Source organism: Paenibacillus sp. S-38 (assembly GCF_049942825.1).
Taxonomy (GTDB): domain Bacteria; phylum Bacillota; class Bacilli; order Paenibacillales; family NBRC-103111; genus Paenibacillus_G.
The window spans coordinates 396,427-412,147 of the sequence record NZ_CP187970.1 but is presented as its reverse complement, the minus strand read 5'-3'; the positions used below and the strand labels follow the sequence as shown (position 1 = coordinate 412,147).

10 protein-coding genes are annotated in these 15,721 nt (G+C 61.4%); 6 read left to right on the top strand and 4 right to left on the bottom strand.

Going from position 1 to position 15,721, the window contains the following annotated elements; all coding sequences use genetic code 11:
• Nucleotides 1–120: 120 nt before the first annotated feature.
• Complete coding sequence (locus ACP26L_RS02035; protein WP_426450816.1) at nucleotides 121–465, bottom strand: DUF4870 domain-containing protein; 345 nt, start codon at nucleotides 463–465, stop codon at nucleotides 121–123.
• A gap of 177 nt (nucleotides 466–642) precedes the next feature.
• On the opposite strand from ACP26L_RS02035, the gene ACP26L_RS02030 reads away from it, so the two are divergent.
• The 3 genes from ACP26L_RS02030 (at nucleotide 643) to yhfH (ending at nucleotide 6,912) form a co-directional block, all read left to right on the top strand.
• A complete protein-coding gene (locus tag ACP26L_RS02030; protein ID WP_426450814.1) occupies nucleotides 643–1,314 on the top strand; it encodes a response regulator in 672 nt (223 codons plus the stop codon).
• Nucleotides 1,315–2,614: 1,300 nt separating this feature from the next.
• The gene (locus tag ACP26L_RS02025; protein WP_426450813.1) at nucleotides 2,615–5,815 is read left to right on the top strand and encodes a response regulator; all 3,201 of its coding nucleotides are present in this window, start codon (nucleotides 2,615–2,617) and stop codon (nucleotides 5,813–5,815) included.
• Between the two features lie 911 nt (nucleotides 5,816–6,726).
• The gene (gene yhfH / locus ACP26L_RS02020; protein ID WP_426450811.1) at nucleotides 6,727–6,912 is read left to right on the top strand and encodes a protein YhfH; all 186 of its coding nucleotides are present in this window, start codon (nucleotides 6,727–6,729) and stop codon (nucleotides 6,910–6,912) included.
• Nucleotides 6,913–7,597: 685 nt separating this feature from the next.
• On the opposite strand, the gene ACP26L_RS02015 is transcribed toward yhfH, so the two are convergent.
• Nucleotides 7,598–8,803, bottom strand: a complete 1,206-nt coding sequence (locus ACP26L_RS02015) for an MGDG synthase family glycosyltransferase (protein ID WP_426450810.1) — start codon at nucleotides 8,801–8,803, stop codon at nucleotides 7,598–7,600.
• A gap of 122 nt (nucleotides 8,804–8,925) precedes the next feature.
• Nucleotides 8,926–9,201, bottom strand: coding sequence for a hypothetical protein (locus ACP26L_RS02010; protein WP_426450808.1), 276 nt, complete (start codon nucleotides 9,199–9,201; stop codon nucleotides 8,926–8,928).
• A 196-nt stretch (nucleotides 9,202–9,397) separates the two neighbouring features.
• On the opposite strand from ACP26L_RS02010, the gene ACP26L_RS02005 reads away from it, so the two are divergent.
• Both ACP26L_RS02005 and ACP26L_RS02000 read left to right on the top strand, forming a co-directional pair.
• The gene (locus tag ACP26L_RS02005) at nucleotides 9,398–12,529 is read left to right on the top strand and encodes a PAS domain S-box protein (protein ID WP_426450807.1); all 3,132 of its coding nucleotides are present in this window, start codon (nucleotides 9,398–9,400) and stop codon (nucleotides 12,527–12,529) included.
• 115 nt (nucleotides 12,530–12,644) lie between these two features.
• On the top strand, nucleotides 12,645–13,091 hold the full coding sequence (locus ACP26L_RS02000) for a MarR family winged helix-turn-helix transcriptional regulator (RefSeq protein ID WP_426450806.1): 447 nt from the start codon (nucleotides 12,645–12,647) through the stop codon (nucleotides 13,089–13,091).
• A gap of 77 nt (nucleotides 13,092–13,168) precedes the next feature.
• On the opposite strand, the gene nagZ is transcribed toward ACP26L_RS02000, so the two are convergent.
• Nucleotides 13,169–14,434 (bottom strand): beta-N-acetylhexosaminidase, encoded by a 1,266-nt coding sequence (nagZ, locus tag ACP26L_RS01995; RefSeq protein WP_426450805.1) that lies wholly within the window; start codon nucleotides 14,432–14,434, stop codon nucleotides 13,169–13,171.
• Between the two features lie 366 nt (nucleotides 14,435–14,800).
• Here nagZ and ACP26L_RS01990 point away from each other — a divergent pair, with 366 nt between their 5' ends.
• Nucleotides 14,801–15,721: an alpha/beta fold hydrolase gene (locus ACP26L_RS01990; protein ID WP_426450804.1), complete on the top strand. Its 921-nt coding sequence runs from the start codon at nucleotides 14,801–14,803 to the stop codon at nucleotides 15,719–15,721.

The window sequence follows — 15,721 nt, the reverse complement described above, 5'->3', positions numbered from 1 at the left end:
GGAACGGAAAGGGGAAACCTGGGAACGTGCAGTACCCTGTATCGTGGCCAGAATTCGGGTTCATTCGTTAAGATGCCGCAGCCTGTGGAAGGTCGTCCTCCTGCGGGAGGAGATTGGGGCTTATTCCGGCGAAGGAATCAGCGTAAAGGAACCGACGACCGGCAGCGGCCGGCGTTCTCCTCTTGCAGCCTTCACCATTCCAAGAACGGCGAGCGCCAAGACAGCCAAGTTCGCTATGGGCATCAGCAGCCAGCCGATGACGGGGATCAGTCCCAGGATAATGTTGAATGCCATCGCGGTCAGCAGCAGAAGAAGCCCTTGATTCGCATGGTACATCGCGAAGCGGGAGTCCTTGGCGGTCAAGACCGGCAGGAAAAACAGAATATAGGCCAGCACGGCGGACGTTTTGTTCCGCTCGATGTCTTCCTTCTCGGAGATCGGGCGGCCGGGTTCCATCGGTTTCATGAATAGACACCTCATCGTTTCAAGTTGGTTTACGCTATTTATCATAGGACCGGCCCGGTCACAATGACCAGTTACCGGCATCATGCGGGCGGTCATATTTTTTCGGCGCAGAGGGAGCAGGGCATTCAATTCGTCCGGGGATTGCTCTATAATGGAAGCATGAATGGAGTGAAAACCATGAACAGCCCGACAACCATCGTCCTGGCGGACGACCAGACCCTGATGCGTGACGGACTGCACACGATCCTGACTCTTGAGGACGACCTCGAGGTCGTAGGGACGGCCGAGAACGGCCAGCAGGCCCTTGAGCTGGTGGAGCAGCTGCGTCCGAATCTGGTATTAATGGATATTCAAATGCCGATTATGAACGGGATCGAGAGCACGAAGCGGATCAAAAAACAGTTTCCCGAAACGATTATCCTCATCCTCACCACCTTCGCCGAAGACGACTATATAGTAGAAGGGCTCGCCAACGGCGCTTCGGGCTTCCTGCTCAAGGACATGCCGGGAGACAAGCTCATCCAGTCCATCCGCGACTGTGTGAAAGGCCAGCTCATGATGCCCGCTGTGATCGCTTCCAAGCTCGCGGCCCGGCTGTCCTCGGCCTCTGCGGCCGCCACCGCCGAATTCGATCCGAAGCGCCTCAAGTCGGAGGGGATCTCCTTCACGGAGCGGGAGAAGAATATCATCTCCCTGATGATGGAGGGAAAAAACAACCGGCAGATCGCCGGATTGCTCTTCATGAGCGAAGGCACCGTGAAGAACTATGTGTCGATGATCTACAACAAGATCGGTACCAACGACCGGACGAAAGCCATTCTTGCCCTGAAGGAATGGATGACTCCATAACTCCCGGATGCGGCCTTCAGTTCCCGGAAGCGTACCCACAAACGGCAGTCTAAGGAATCTTGGACTGCCGTTTGTGTTGGATTCGCCCCTCTGGGGGGAGGAAGCCCCAGGCATGCTGGGATTCCTTCCGCCGCATCCTGCCTCTTACCGAGCGCCCCGTCATGCCGCTTGCCTTGGCTGCGTGCCCTGTGGAGCCGCATCAAGCTACGGATATACCTGACTTTTCCCTTGCCTCCTGTCCGACACGGAGTCCCCCCCCTGCGCCGCGGGCCCTGCCTCTTACTCGAGCGTCCCGTCATGCGCTGGCCTTGGCTGCGTGGCTCCTGTGGAGCCGCATGGGGCTGCCGGTATACCTGAATTTTCCTCCGCTTCCTGTCCGACACGGAGTCCCCACCGACGTTGCTAACCCCGCCTCTTACCGAGCGCCCCGTCATGCCGCTTGCCTTGGCTGCGTGCTTCCTGTGGAGCCCCATCAGGCTGCGGGTACGCCTGAATTTTCCTCCGCTTCCTGTCCGACACGAAGTCCCTCCCGGCCGCTGCCCCCGCCTCTTACCGAGCGTCCTGTCATACCGCTTGCCTTGGCTGCGTGCATCCTGTCGAGCCGCATCAAGCTGCGGGTATGCCTGACTTTCCTCCGCTTCCTGTCCGACACGAAGTCCCTCCCGGCCGCTGCCCCCGCCTCATACCGAGCGCCCTGTCATGCCGCTGGCCTTGGCTGCGTGCCCTGTGGAGCCGCATCGAGCTGCAGGTATGCCTGACTTTCCCCCGCTTCCTGTCCGCACGGGGTCCCCCTCCTGTGCCGCTGACCCTGTCCGCTTATTGGAATCTGCCCCTCCGGCCGGATCTGTGACTGTATACCTTTGGGCAGCACCAGTCCGCACGGGCACCGGCCTTGCCCTTGCTCTTTCTTTTCCCCGCTGCGTTTTCGCCCCCGCTCTATTTCACTGCCGATCTGCGCCCTTCCCTTAGAGCTTCAAACCCTTGGCCTCCTCTCCCGTCGAGCCCTTCGCCCGCCTTTTCGGCCCCTCATACACCGGCTGACCTCGGTTTCGATTTCCGTCCTTTTTCCCCGTATTCCCTTTCTCTCGCTGTCCATAGTCAAGTGCACTGGGCGGTTCGTCCTGCAGTTCATGCATGAACTTATGACTGGCGTCACTTATCATGTGACCGTCCCATGCCTCATAGTAGAGAGGATACATCCAAAACTGTGCGGTTTTTCACAATTCGGATTTCCTGTGCTGCCGGGCTCCCTCGGAACAACCGGATAGCCATCCTATCGTGCGAAGGGGGCCTTATCGTTATGCACTTTCAAATCACTGCCTTCACCCGGCCGGCCCTGACCGTCCTCCTTCTGCTCATCCTGGCTGCGGCGGGCGCGGGACTGCTCGGCTTCCTGCCTCTGCTGCCGGTCTCTTCCGCAGGATACGATCTGGGCCTCAGGGACGGAGGCTGGTCGGTTCATATAGGTGATCTTCCTGCCGAAGCCGGCCGGGCAGCGGATGAATCCGCAGCGGACTGGCGGCCATGGACCGAGGCTGTTCCGCAGTACGCGGGCAAGCGGTATACCGGGTACCTATGGCTTAAACGCCCTGTTCCGGCAGGCGGATGGGAGCATCCCGTCTTGTATGTCCGCGGTCTCGCCTCCTACCAGCCTTATCTGGGAGGGCTTCCTCTGGACAGCTCCTTTCCTATCCTCCAGCTTCCAATGGCGCAATCTGCGGCCGGGCTTGCCCCTTCCGTGGAGGAGAGCGGCCAAAACCTCCTCGTCCGGATCTATCAGGACGGACAGGGTCTTCAACTTGGGCAGTTGTCCATCGACAGCGAACGAAATGTATGGCTCGGGCTCATCCGGCGCGACCTGACCCACCTGACGGCCGGCACAATGTTCCTCGGAGCCGCCGTCTCCGGCTGTCTCTTGTATCTCCGCCGCCGTACCCAGCCTGCTTATCTCTATTTCGCACTGCTCGCCGGCTCGGCTGCCATCGGTGCCCTGCTGTCTGCCGAGATGGCCGCCCTGTTCCTCCCCTACCAAGCACAGGAGCTATGTCTGCTGACCCTTCCGGCGGGGGCCTACGCTTTATTCGCTCTGCTCGAATCCTCTTACGGCAGCGGCCCGCTGCATTTGCGCCGGTTACTCCGCCGGAGCATGTTCATTGTGCTGGCATTCAGTCTAGCGGCCGCCTTTTGGGACCCCGTGTTGTATAAAGAAACCATGACCCTGATCTTCCCCGTTCTGTTCTTGATCTCCCTTGTCCTGACCGCCTGGCTGGCCGTGCAGGCTTACCGCAGCTCCCAGGAGAAATCAGCCGCTTGGCTGCTCGCCGGCTGTGCCGTATGGGCCGCTGCCATCGCGGTGACCGTGCTGTCCCGTCTTCTCCCGGGCACATGGCGTGATACGGGAATCTCTGCTGGGGGGGATGCGGCTGACGGGATTTTCCTGACGGTCCTTCTCTGCCTGATTTGTCTCAGCATGATGCTTCTTCAGCGCTCCTCGGAGGCATATGGCCGGGGGGAACGCTTCCTAGAAGAATTCCAGCGTCAGAACAGCCGGCTGGCCGCGGTCAGCCGGCTGAATGAAGAACGGCTTGCGATGGCATCGCGTGAGCTGCAGGCACCGTTGAACGGCATCATCGGCTTGGCCGAATCCCTGCTGGACGGCGCTGCCGGGCCGCTCAACCGGACAGCGCGCAGCTCCTTGGAGCTGGCCGTCTCCAGCGGCAAACGCCTCGCCAGCCTTACCCGTGATAGGATTGATCTCTCAATGGCCAAACCTTTGCTGCCGCAGCAGCGCACCGAAGTCGAGATCAACCGTTCCATCCGCCTTGCGCTCGACGTCTTCGCCCCGCTGGCCGCCAAAAAAGGCGTGATGCTCGCCGCCTCCCTCCCGTCTGATCTGCCTTCGGTCTCTGCGGAAGAGAACCGTCTGGAGCAGATTCTCTACACCCTCCTCGGTCAGGCGCTGGATTTTACCTCCGGCGGGGAGATCGGCATCCATGCGGGCGTGCGGGACGGCTGCGTGGAAGTGACCGTTCTCGGTACCGGGATCGAACTGCAGAAGAACGAACGGGAGAGAATTCTGGAGGCATTCGGCTCGTACTCGGAGGGAGCACCCACAGCCCGAAGATTACCCGAAGACGAACCTTCACTCACTCTGGTCAGGAACCTCGTGGAAGGATACGGGGGGACACTTGAGCACAGCAGTGGCCCGGACGGCATCCGGTTTCGCTTTACTCTTCCCTGCTGGACTGAGCCCTCAGCGGAAGCCTCTTCGGCTTCCGACTTCGCCGAACCGCCGGCCGGACCAGACGGGGGACATACGATGCCGGAGTCCCCTTCGGACGAATGGCGCAAAGAAAAGACCGCAAACCGCTCCGTCACCGCCGGACTGCTGCCGGATATGCGCAGTCACCGTGCCTTTCGGCCTGCGGCCCGGATCCTGATCGTGGATGAGGATCCGGTGAACCTGCAGCTGCTCGATAATCTTCTGGCGCTCCAGCCTTATACGGTCGCTCAGGCCTCCAGCGGGCCTGAAGCCTTGGCCTCCATCACCGCAGAGAAACCGGATCTGCTCCTGATCGACCTCATGATGCCGCGGATGACCGGGTACGAAGTGATCCGGCTTATCCGCCGCCGCTATAAGGCTACCGAGCTGCCGATCGTGCTCGTGACGGATAAAGACCGCGCAGACGGCCTTGTCGATGGCTTCGAGGCGGGAGCGAACGACTGTGTGACCAAGCCCGTCGTCAAAAAAGAACTGCTCTCCCGCATAGAACAGCAGCTGAAGCTGCTGCGCATGCACCGTTCCCTTGCGGCGCAGGTGGAAGAGCGGACCATCGAGCTTGAAGAGACGAAGCGCAGGCTGCAGGAATCGATGCGGGAGACGGCCGAAGCGGTCGCTGAGCTCTCCGTGGCGGAAGAGCGGGGGCGTGCTGCCCGTGAGATTCATGATATTGTCGGGCATACGCTGACGACGACCGTCGTCCAGATCGAGGCTGCCAAGCGGCTGATCGCCAAGAACGACGAAAAGGGCTTCCAGAAGCTCGATGTCTCCCAGGAGCTCGTCCGCAAAAGCATGAACGAAATCCGCCATTCCGTACACATGCTCTCAGCCAGCACAGCGGATTATGATCTGACCGCGGCACTCCACCAGCTGCTGCACGACACGCAGGATACGTCGGGGATCGAGGTGGAGCACCGGATCTCGGCGATGCCCCCGCTGAGTGCCCTGCAGAAAAAGGTCATCTATCATGCGCTGCAGGAAGGGCTTACCAACGGCATGCGGCACGGGGACGGCCGGCGCTTCCGTTTTCGGCTCACCCAGGAAGAGCGGGAGCTGCATTTTCTGCTGACCAATGACGGACGTCCTTACGACGAAGGAGCCCCCATGGGCTACGGCCTTACGGCCATGAAAGAGCGGGTCCAGCAGCTCGGCGGCTCCATGTACCTCTCTGCCGGCGACCTCGATGGCTGCCGCCTGACCATCGTCCTTCCTGTCGACTAGCCTCAGAGGCGGAAGAGCGGCACTGCTCTACGCAGCAGGGAAGCACGCCCGTCCTGCCGGGGAGGCTGGCCTGCTCCGAAGCCTGCCAAGCAGCGTGCTTGGCAGGCTCCGGCTGGCATCGGCCGAGTGCCCGATCCGCTGCCTGCGCGTCCTTTGCTCGGATGCACGGGTGCCCCGCCCCCACCTCCACGCTCAGAGTAATGTGCTGTTCCACAGCAAGCTGGCTCCAGCTAATCCTACGCTAACTGCCCCAGCCGGCCTAAGTCGCAGCACCTCAAACCAACACTTCCGCGGTTTAACTCACACCCCTGCTTCAATATCGGACCAGCCTCAGGCTTGAGGCTAAGCGCGCAGACTTCGGCTGGCGCAAGCTTGCGTCCGATCCGCTGTCTGCGCGCCCTTTGCCCGGATGCCCGGGTGCCCCGCCCCATCTCCACGCTCAGAGTAATGTGCTGTTCCACAGCAAGCTGGCTCCAGCTAATCCTACGCTAACTGCCCCAGCCGGCCTAAGTCGCAGCACCTCAAACCAACACTTCCGCGGTTTAACTCACACCCCTGCTTCAATATCGGACCAGCCTCAGGCTTGAGGCTAAGCGCGCAGACTTCGGCTGGCGCAAGCTTGCGTCCGATCCGCTGTCTGCGCGCCCTTTGCCCGGATGCCCGGGTGCCCCGCCCCCACCTCCACTTTTCGCCCCCTCATACATTGGCATCTGGCAAATGATCGCCCATGCATGCCGATGGACTTCGATGCAAAGTTCCTTCGTTCCTCTTCGTTATCAAGAGCTGACACATTTCACACACGTCTCCTTTGCCAGCGCAAAAATAGTTAGTCCGTCGACAAGAAATCGCTTACATTCCCAAGTGGATTCGAGTATAGTAGGAGTATCCTGGAAAAAGGGAGTGATGGTATCATGCATATGCGATCAAGCGAGTTCTACGAGAACCTGCCTCTCCGATGCTGCGACACCTGCGGCAGTGCGATAGAAGAGATGGCGGACTGCTACAGCAGCACCTGTACGTCCTGCAAGGGCCTTACCTTCTATCCGCTCAGTCCCCTTACCCGTTCCTTGGCCGACTCTTCTTACAACAACGAATGAAGCCGATGACTTGTCCTCGATAGCTCAAAAACGCCCCTGCAGCGCAAGGGGCGTTTTCGTGTACCTGAGCGGCCTTCCCGGGATTCCAACAAGGAGCAAGCCGCAGATAAGCAAATAGCGGAACTCAGGTGCTCTATTCACGTTCTACAAGAGGCCTTTTCAAAAATAGCGGAACTGAGATACCTTAAATGACCGTATCAAAGGGATTTTCGGCCTCCCGGTGCTCTATAAGATACCTGAGTTCCGCTATTCCTCAGGAAATGATGGGAAATACCCAAATAAGGCATCTCAGTTCCTTTATTTACTCTTCTTTTCCTATATTTAAGACAGGTGATACCGTTAGACAGCCATGCGCAGCCCACCGGCCCGTCGTAGAGGCTAGCTTCAAGACGCCGCAGAACTGGTTTCAGCTGCAGCAAGAAGGTGCTACGTTACTAGAAACCCCGCAGCACCTGCCTACGGGTTCAACCGGCCCCGTGACGGCGTTACCCACGCCGGGCCCAACGCGGTGCCAGTCCAGCCTCACGCCCGCAGGGGCCCGCTCCGCCAGCTACGCTCGCGCGCATGCCTCCGCCAGCCTGCCTACCAGGCCTTACCCACGCCGGACCTGACGCGACGCCAGCTCAGCCACGCACCCGTGGGGGCCCGCTCCGCCTGCTACGCTCGCGCGCCTCCGCAAGCCCGCCTACCAGGCCTTGCGCACGCTGAGCTCGGGGCGCGGCGCCAGCTCGGGCTGAGACCGCGGCTGCAGCGCCAGCACCGCCTCCCAGGCCCGCTCGGCCGGCCTCGCGATGCGGAACGCCTCCGCCCGCCGGCGCATGTGCGCCAGGCGGCCCGGATCACGGACCAGCTCCAGCAGCTGGTCCGTCAGAGCCCGGCCGCCCTCAGCCAGCACAGCCACGCCGGCGCGCTCAAGCACGGCGGCGTTGTCCTCCTCCTGGCCGGGGATCGGCTTGTAGAGGAGCATCGGCAGCGCTTTGGCCACGGCCTCAGAGGTCGTCAGCCCGCCGGGCTTGGTCAGCAGCAGGTCCGCCGCCGACATCCAGCGGTGGATATCTCCCGCGAAGCCCAGCAGCCGGACCCGTCCAGAGGGACGGCGCCTGAGCTCCTCTTCCAGCTCGCGCTTCACGGCCTCATTGCTGCCGCAGACGATGACGAGCTGCACATCCACGCACACGTCTTCGGAGCGCAGGAGAGACCGGATGCCTTCGCTGAGCAGTCCGCCGCCTCCGCCCATCACCAGCACGACGGGCATGTCCGGCCGCAGGCCCAGCTCCCGCCGCACCACCGCGCGGTCTTCTTCCTCATGGAACCGCGGCGCTACGGGGATGCCGCTTACTGCGATCCGCGAGGAAGCGATGCCGCGGGCGCGCAGCGCGGAAGCCACCTGCGCCGAACCGACGAGATAGAGATCCGTGGCCGGGTTCAGCCACAACGCGTGATCCGTGTGGTCCGTGATTGCCGTGATCAGCGGAACGTGCAGCCGCCCTTCCTCCTTGAGGAGCGACACGGCTGCCGCGGCAAGCGGGAAGGTACAGATAATCGCGTCAGGACGGTATTCGGCCGCAAGACGCAGCAGAGCGCGCCGTCCCAGCCGCAGGAACAGCGCAAACAAGGGCGAGAGCCCTTTGTCATATTTGGTCCTATGATAAAAATATCCGTAGATGGATGGCGTTTTTTCCACCATTTTCAGAAATCCGAATTTGACGACGTGCTGCAATTGGGGATAGACGCGCTGCATGAAATCGACGACTTCCGTATCCACCGCTTCACGGGTGCCGAGCCGGGAGGCTTCCGCCAGAGCTTTGGCCGCCTGCCGGTGTCCATCTCCCAGATTGCCGGAGAGCACGAGCACCCGGACCCGCTCCGCCGTCCCCTTACTCCAATTCATGAACGTACCCCCTGCATGGTTTCATGTACCGCCCTCAATCTCTTGTACAGGACGATTCTGTATCTATATATATATTAAACGCATCTGCTATAAAATGCCCCCACCCAAATCTTATTTTTTTCTTAAGGGAGGCGTGCGCCGACCGAGGAGATCAGCGAATCGGCCAGCACGGCGGCCAGTGAGACCGCCGACACCAAAGCGTAGATCCGGAAGGCCGTCCGGATACTCGAAGGCAGCTCCTCTATCCGCTTCGGCATCCGAAAACCATTCACGGTATCAAAATGAGAGATCGCATCATTGAAAGGCACCCGTTCTTCTGCACCCCATCCGCGGCTGCGGTGCGTCTGGGTGGCATGCAGCGCCGGATCTTCATAAGGGTTATAGGCACGTGTGTTCATCCATCGTCCCTCCCTGCCGTTTCTCTCATCGTACCACAAAGCGCTTAGGGATGCATGGGCTTGGAATTTTTTTCCTAGAATTTATTGGTATTGGGCGTTCCTCCCTTGTTTCAACGCCGCCGTAAATTCTTTAAACATAAGTAACAGTCCCCAAGAGCCTGCGGACATGAACGGATAGGAAAGGATTTGATCGGCCTTGCCTCACGACTTCAACCCGGCGACACCGGCCCTGCCGGCCCAAAGCGGCCTCTACCCGTCCCTCTTCGAGCATCACCCCGACGCCATCTATATTCTCGATTGCGACGGGCGTCATCTTCATGCGAACCCGGCCGCTCTGCGGCTTACGGGCTATTCCCTGCACGAGGCTGCCGAGGCGGTAATCGCCGAGCTGTCCAGGGACAGAGAGCTGGGCGAACGCCGGGAGAGAGAGTTCTCCAAAGCCCTGTGCGGGAAGGCCGCCTCCCCGTTCCTGATGCCGCTGACCTGCAAGGACGGGAGGAAGGTCGATCTCGAGGTAACGTACATTCCGATCGTCTCGGACGGGCGGATCACCGGAGTCTACGCTATTGGCAAAGACGTGACCAAGACCCTCGAGCACGAGCGCAAACGCAGAGAATGCGAAGAACGGTACGAGCTGATCGCAACCCATGCAACGGATATCATCTCGTGTTCGACGCCCGACGGGGTCTGCCGGTTCATCTCCCCCTCCGTGAGCAAACTGCTGGGGTATACGCCGGAAGAGCTGGAAGGCACCCGGCTGTCCGCCCTGTATCATCCGGAGGACTATGAAGCGCTCCAGGGCCGCTCCTACGCAGACGAAGACGTCTTTACCTGCCGGTTCCGCCGTGCGTCCGGAGAGTACGTCTGGGTGGAGACGACCTTCAAAGCGGTCCGAAGCACCGACGGGGCCGTCCAGCACTACCTCGGGATCGGGCGGGATATCACGCACCGCCGGCGGATGGAGGAGCACCTGACGCACAGCGAGGAGAGCCTGGCCGCGGCGCAGCGGGTCGCCCGCTGCGGCTCCTGGCATTGGGATGTCTTGTCGGACCGCGTGGAGGGCTCGGCGGAGTTTCAGCGGATTTTTGGCCGGGAGGTACGCTCGTACGACGCCTTCCTCTCCAGCATCCATCCCGAAGACCGGGATGGGGTCGACCTTGCCGTACGACGCGCTCTGCAGGGCGCCCCGTTTAACTGTGACTACCGGGTTGTGCTGCCTAGCGGCAAGCTCCGCCATATTCATGCGCAGGCCGACATCTGCCGGGGCCCGGACGGCCGCGCCGCCTCCATGATTGGGACCACCCAGGACATCACGGAGCGCAAAAGCATGGAAAACCGCCTGCGGGAGAGCGAGCAGCGGTTCAAATCGCTTTTCGATTACCATCCGTCGGCTATCTACTCGATGGATCTCGAAGGACGGCTTACGAGTGTCAACGCCTCGTTGGAACAACTGGTCGGCTGCAGCCGCGGGGAGCTGCTCGGAAGCTCTCATGGACGGCTCGTGGCCCCCTGTGATCTTCCGAGGGCCTCCGGCTATTGGACCTTGGCCTGCCAAGGGGTGCCGCAGAACGGGGAGATGATCCTTCGCAGCAAGGACGGCAGAGACATCGACGTCCAAATGCAGTATGTGCCGATTGTAGTGGAAAGCCGGGTGGTGGGGGTCTACGGCATGGCCAGCGACATTACCGAACGCAAAAAGCATTTGGAGGAAATCCAGAAGCTGAGCAGCCGGTATACGCTGATCCTGAACTCGGTAGCCGAAGGCATCTACGGGGTGGACCTGTCCGGGCGGGGCGTATTCCTGAACCCCGCCGCCTCTGATATGCTCGGCTATACGCCGGAAGAATTCGAAGGAAAGCGGGTCCATCCCTCGGTCCATCACTCGAAGCCGGACGGCAGCCCTTATCCACGTAGGGAGTGCCCCATTTTCCTGACGGCGCGGGACGGGCTCTCCCGATACGTGACCGATGAAGTGTTCTGGCGCAAGGACGGCTCCTCCTTCCTCGTGGAGTACCGCACACACCCGATCTACGATCACGGGAGGCTGATGGGGGCCGTCGTGATCTTCACCGACACGACAAGCGAGCGCGAGATCATCCAGGCGAAGGAATCGGCTGAGCGGGCAGCCGAGGCCAAGTCGGAATTCCTAGCGGTCATGAGCCATGAGATCCGTACGCCCCTGAACGGCATCATCGGCATGACGGATATCCTGCTCGATACGGAGCTGACGGAGGAGCAGCGGGAATACGCGGAGATCATCCGCCAGAGCGGCGACTCCCTGCTGCGCATCCTCGGGGATATCCTGGACTTCAGCCAAATCGAGGCAGGCAAAATGGTCCTTGAACACCACCGCTTCCAAGTGCAGGACACGGTGCGGGAGGTACTCGATCTTTTTACGCCGAAGGCCCAGGAGAAAGGACTGCGGCTAAGGGCGGACCTGGGGGCGGGCATGCCGCCGCTGCTCGGCGACTCCACCCGGGTGAAGCAGATCCTGATCCATCTGGTCGGCAACGCGCTGAAGTTCACTGAGACGGGGAACATTACCTTAACGGTCCGCAGCCGCCGCTTGGACACCGCGGGATCCTGGATGCTCGACTTCACGGTAGCGGATACGGGCATCGGCATTCCGGCCGAGAAGCTTCATCACCTGTTCCAGTCGTTCTCCCAGGTTCATCCCGGCGTGAACCGCAAGTACGGAGGCACCGGACTGGGGCTTGCGATCTGCAAAAAGCTCGTCGAGCTCATGGGCGGTACCATCTCGGTAGAGAGCACGGAGGGGACGGGGTCCGTCTTCACCTTCACCCTGCTCTTCCCCGAGGAGGTGGCGGAGGTTCCCGCGGTAGAGATTCAGCCGGCGTTCTCTCCTTCATATGAGGCTGTCAGCCCCTGGAGCGCTGCAGTCGAGGACGGACGAACAGACGAAGACGGGGCCGACAGGCCGCTGCACATTCTCGTCGCCGAGGAGACGGAGGCCGCCCGGCTGCACCTCCAGCGGATCTTAAGCCGTCTAGGGCACACGGCCCATACGGTGCCAAACGGGCTCGCCGCGGTCAAGGCCGTTCAGCGCCAGCGCTACGATCTCGTTCTCATGAGCACGTCCCTGCCGGTCATGGACGGGGTGACCGCCTCCTCCCGCATCCAATCCCTGCTACCGGCGGAACGCCGGCCGGTCGTGATCGGCCTGGCACCTGTCGGAGGGGGCGGCGGGCAGAAGCGTTATACGGAGGCCGGCATGGCGTATGTGGCGGCGAGGTCCCCCGGTACCGGGGAGCTGCGGACCCTGCTGCGTCGGATCCAGACGCAGATGATCCCGGGGAGGAAACACTAAGAGCGGGTAGAAGCAGGCGGGGAGAGGGCCGATTTCGGCCGTCTCCTTATTTTTTTATAACGCCATAGCTGTGATTATCAAATCCTTCATGGTATAACGGAATCAGGTGATGCCCATGAATACACAACGACCCGAGTATACCCATGTCCGGGAAATGATGCAGGGGCTCGTCCACCGGTTCGGGCTGCTGCAAAAGGACGGCGCCCAATGCTGCGGCGTCTCCGTGCTCCAAAGCCACGTGCTGTACGAGCTCGGCAGGCGCCCCAACCTGTCGCTGAACGACCTCGGCCAGGTGCTCAGCGCAGATACGAGCACCCTCAGCCGCCAGGTGCATCAGCTTGTGGAGATGAGGCTTATCAGCCGCATCCCCGACCCGAGGGACAGACGCTTCGTGGTCCTGTCCCTGACGCCGCAGGGTGAACAGCAAGCTGACATGATCGCGGACACCTTGGAGATTTATATCGAAGGCCTGCTGCGCCACGTCCCCCCAGACAAGCAGGCCCAAGTGCTCGAGAGCCTGGAGCTGCTGAGTACCGCCATGAGCCGCAGTGATTCCCGATAATCGCTGCCGGCTCTTTTCGGCTTCTCCCAGAAGCACTTCACAAGCAGATACCTCCGCGGTACAGCCGGCCGGATGTGCTACTTTCCTCCCGCCGGAAGCGGCGCCTCAAGGCCCTTCATCGCGTTCTTCATCTCCTCGTTCAGCGCGGCGGTGTCCACAGCCCCCGGGCGTTCATCGCGGAGACGGTACTTCGCCTTCAGCCGCAGAATGCGCACCACGCTCTCCTTCAGCCTCGCCTCCGTGATGACCCCCTCCTGCACCGCGCGCTTGACCGCCGAGAATACCGCCGTACCGGCCTCATACCCGTGACCGACGAGCAGCACATCCCCCCCTGCGGCTACCGCCTGTACTCCCGCCTGTCCAAGATCATAGCGCTTGGTAATCGCCCCCATCACGAGATCATCGGTTACGACAACCCCGCTGAAGCCCATCTCCTCCCTGAGGAGACCGGTAACCACACGGCGGGAGAGGGAGGCCGGCACCTCCGCATCCAGCTTCGGCAGAAGAATATGGGCAACCATCACGGCATCGGCCCCGCTGCGGACCGCCTCGGCGAATGGCTTCAGCTCCACCTTCCGCAGCCGGTCGAGATCATGCGTTACGACGGGAAGCCCGTAGTGGGAGTCCACGGATGTGTCCCCGTGCCCCGGAAAATGCTTCACGACCGCCGCCACCTGCTGTGACTGCAGTCCCTTCATCGCTTGGATGCCCATGCGGATGACTTGTGCCGGATCCCGACCGTACGCCCGGTCCCCGATCACGGTGTTGCCCGGATTGCTGAACACATCGAGCACCGGGGCAAAGTTCATGTTCATGCCGAAGGCCCCGAGCTCTCTGCCGACGGCGCGCCCGATGGCCAGCGATGCGGCCGGCTTGTCAGCCCGGCCTACGGCCGCCGCGGAAGGGGGCTTCGCCAGCTCCGCCGGCATCCGGCTGACCCGGCCGCCCTCCTCATCCAGGCTGAGCCACAGCGGGACACCCCCGCCGCTCCGATTCGCTTCCTTCAGATCCCCCGTCAGCTGTGCCAGCTGGGCCGCATTCTCAATATTATCCCGGAACAGGATGAAGCCCCCGGCATGATAGGTATGAATCCACTCCCGTGCATGCCCGTCCACCACCGTGCCGTCCAGCCCGACGAGCAGCAGCTGCCCTACTTTCTCGTCAAGGGACATGGCTTCCACCTGGTCCCGGATCTCATCGCGCGGCTTCAGCGCCGGCTGAACCTGCTCCTGCCCGGCCTCACCGGACGGCTCCGCCGGCTGCTGCGGCTGAGGGGCTGTCTGCCCCGCCGGGGGGGCCGGTGCTTTGGATCCGCAGCCCTCCATTCCGGCCGCGGTTATCATAACCAACAGAATACAAAACCACCTTGCCGCTTTCCTCATTCGGATCCCCTCCCTTCCTTATCCGGCTGCCCTGCTTCGGCAAGGCTCCTTCGTTTATCCTTGCCCTCCTGAAGCTGCGGGAAACGTACCCGGCCCTTCTCCCGCTTTTACCGTTCCCTCTTCGATATACCTTCCTCCGGTTTCCCTGCGACCCGGCTTTCCACTGGACACTCCAGAGTCATACGGCGCTGCCCCCAAACGATTCGTAAGATACGGCCCTTTTCTTCCCTGTTTACTTTACTTCAATACCGTGTTGGGGTACAATTCAGCCGTCAAACCTATACGACGTTTGGCAAAATTACCCATATGGTGAGGTGTCCTTTTCTTATGAAGCGCAGAAGTATCGCAGCGGCATTATCCTTTCTTCTTTCGGTCTCTCTGCCGGTTCCTTACGCGCAGGCTGCGGGGGGAGACGCAGCCGCCACAGCCTCCCCCTCGGAGGGAGACTCCACCACGGACCGGCCCGTGGCGGAATCCGGCACTGTCTTCCAGGGTAAAGTGGACATCGGCGGCTACGGGCTGCATCTCACAATCCGCGGGGAGCGCCGCACCGGGACGCCTACGGTCGTCTTCGAGAACGGTTACGGGGACTCCTCCGGAATCTGGGATGCGGCAGCCGCAGAGCTGGCCAAGGTCACACAGGTGGTTACCTATGACCGGGCCAATATCGGCCTGAGCGATGCCCCCGCCTCGGCCTCCTATTCCGCGCAGGATGCGGCGAACCGGCTGAACCTGCTCCTCAAGAAGGCGGGAGTGAACGGCCCTCTTGTGTTCATCGGCCATTCCATGGGCGGACTCTATATCCGGGAATATGCCTATCTGTACCCGGCATCCGTCAAAGGCCTGATCTTCGTCGATGCCTCTCATGAACATATGGAGGACGTCCTATTCGCCGAATACCCGGCTGAGACGCGAAGAAGCATCGTGGAAGAGGATCTCGCCGCATCCGGCGGAAGGGAAGGCCACTATGACCCGGATGTGTACAACACCTACAGCCAGATCGACCAGGGCCGGCAGACCGACTTCCTGCGCAGCCTGCCCATCACGGTGCTCTCGGGCGGAAATCACGGGTATCCCGACGTGTTCGTCGACGGCGAAGCCCGCTGGGCTCAGCTGCAGCGCAGCCTGGCCGCCCTCTCGAATGACTCCGTCCATGTGACCGACTCCGGCAGCGGGCATTACCTGCATACGCAGAACCCCTCGCTTGTCGTAACCTCCGCGATCGCTATGTTCGGCCGTATCAAGTAA

What these genes read in the sequence shown, in the direction of transcription:
- ACP26L_RS02035 (WP_426450816.1), bottom strand. Translation starts at nt 465, where the DNA reads ATGAAACCGATGGAACCCGGCCGCCCGATCTCCGAGAAGGAAGACATC.
- ACP26L_RS02030 (WP_426450814.1), top strand. Translation starts at nt 643, where the DNA reads ATGAACAGCCCGACAACCATCGTCCTGGCGGACGACCAGACCCTGATG.
- ACP26L_RS02025 (WP_426450813.1), top strand. Translation starts at nt 2,615, where the DNA reads ATGCACTTTCAAATCACTGCCTTCACCCGGCCGGCCCTGACCGTCCTC.
- yhfH (WP_426450811.1), top strand. Translation starts at nt 6,727, where the DNA reads ATGCATATGCGATCAAGCGAGTTCTACGAGAACCTGCCTCTCCGATGC.
- ACP26L_RS02015 (WP_426450810.1), bottom strand. Translation starts at nt 8,803, where the DNA reads ATGAATTGGAGTAAGGGGACGGCGGAGCGGGTCCGGGTGCTCGTGCTC.
- ACP26L_RS02010 (WP_426450808.1), bottom strand. Translation starts at nt 9,201, where the DNA reads ATGAACACACGTGCCTATAACCCTTATGAAGATCCGGCGCTGCATGCC.
- ACP26L_RS02000 (WP_426450806.1), top strand. Translation starts at nt 12,645, where the DNA reads ATGAATACACAACGACCCGAGTATACCCATGTCCGGGAAATGATGCAG.
- nagZ (WP_426450805.1), bottom strand. Translation starts at nt 14,434, where the DNA reads ATGATAACCGCGGCCGGAATGGAGGGCTGCGGATCCAAAGCACCGGCC.
- ACP26L_RS01990 (WP_426450804.1), top strand. Translation starts at nt 14,801, where the DNA reads ATGAAGCGCAGAAGTATCGCAGCGGCATTATCCTTTCTTCTTTCGGTC.